This is a genomic window from Zavarzinella formosa DSM 19928, assembly GCF_000255705.1.
GTDB classification, from domain to species: Bacteria; Planctomycetota; Planctomycetia; order Gemmatales; family Gemmataceae; genus Zavarzinella; species Zavarzinella formosa.
In genome coordinates this window covers 91,782-92,730 of sequence record NZ_JH636450.1, presented here as the reverse complement: position 1 = coordinate 92,730, position 949 = coordinate 91,782, and the positions used below count along the sequence as shown (strand labels likewise).

Sequence of the window (949 nt, the reverse complement as noted above, 5' to 3'; positions counted from 1 at the left end):
CCCTAAACCCTAAACCCTAAACCCTAAACCCTAAACCCTAAACCCTACTTCCCAAACCCTAAACCCTACTTCCCAAATCCCGCTTCCAAAACCTCAACCCGGGTTCCCCGACATGGTCAAAGTTTCCAAACATCCGCTAGTCAAACACAAGGTGGCGCTGCTCCGGGATGCCAAAACGGAGCCGATGCTGTTCCGCAATCTGGTGGGGGAGCTTGGCCAGCTTTTGTTTGTGGAAGCCACCGCCGACCTCGAAACCACGGCGGTCACCGTGCGGACGCCGCTGGCGGATTGCCCCAGCGAAGTGATCTGGCAGCGAGTGGGCATCATCCCCATCCTGCGGGCCGGGTTGAGCATGGCCGAGGCGATGTTGCACATTCTGCCGAAGTCGGTTGTCTGGCATCTCGGCCTGTTCCGCGACCACGAAACGCACCAGCCGATCACCTACTACAACAAACTGCCCCCCCAACCGAACATCGACGTGGGCTATATCGTGGACCCGATGCTCGCCACCGGCGGATCGGCCAGCGCCGCCGTCTCGATCCTGAAAAATTGGGGCTTGAAGGATATCCGCTTCATCGGCCTGATCGCCGCCCCCGAGGGAGTGACGGTTCTGCAAAACGATCACCCGGATGTGCGCATTCACCTGGCCGCGATGGACTCCCACCTTAATGAAAACGCCTATATCGTCCCCGGCCTGGGCGATGCGGGCGACCGGCAGTTTGGAACATTTTGAACTTCGAAACCACCGGCAAGCCGTGAAGCCGCGACGCGGAGTCTTCGCAGCGGAGCGCGGACTGCCCGGGCCAAATGATTGCCCAAACAATCAGCGATTTCACGCAGGAAGTCCGCGCTCCGCTGCGAAGACTCCGCGTCGCGGCTTCACGGTAATTCACCAATCATCGGAAATTCCCCATGCACTTTGTCTCGCATCTTGAAGGGGCCATCGACG

Annotated in this window: 1 protein-coding gene; it reads left to right on the top strand. The window is 59.3% G+C overall.

Annotated features, from left to right (window positions below):
• Window positions 1-112: 112 nt before the first annotated feature.
• Entirely contained in the window at window positions 113-733 is a 621-nt protein-coding gene (upp, locus tag BGIM_RS0141800) for a uracil phosphoribosyltransferase (RefSeq protein WP_020475553.1), read from the top strand.
• Window positions 734-949 lie beyond the last annotated feature (216 nt).

Coding starts and splice junctions, on each gene's coding strand:
- upp (WP_020475553.1), top strand. CDS start 113: ATGGTCAAAGTTTCCAAACATCCGCTAGTCAAACACAAGGTGGCGCTG.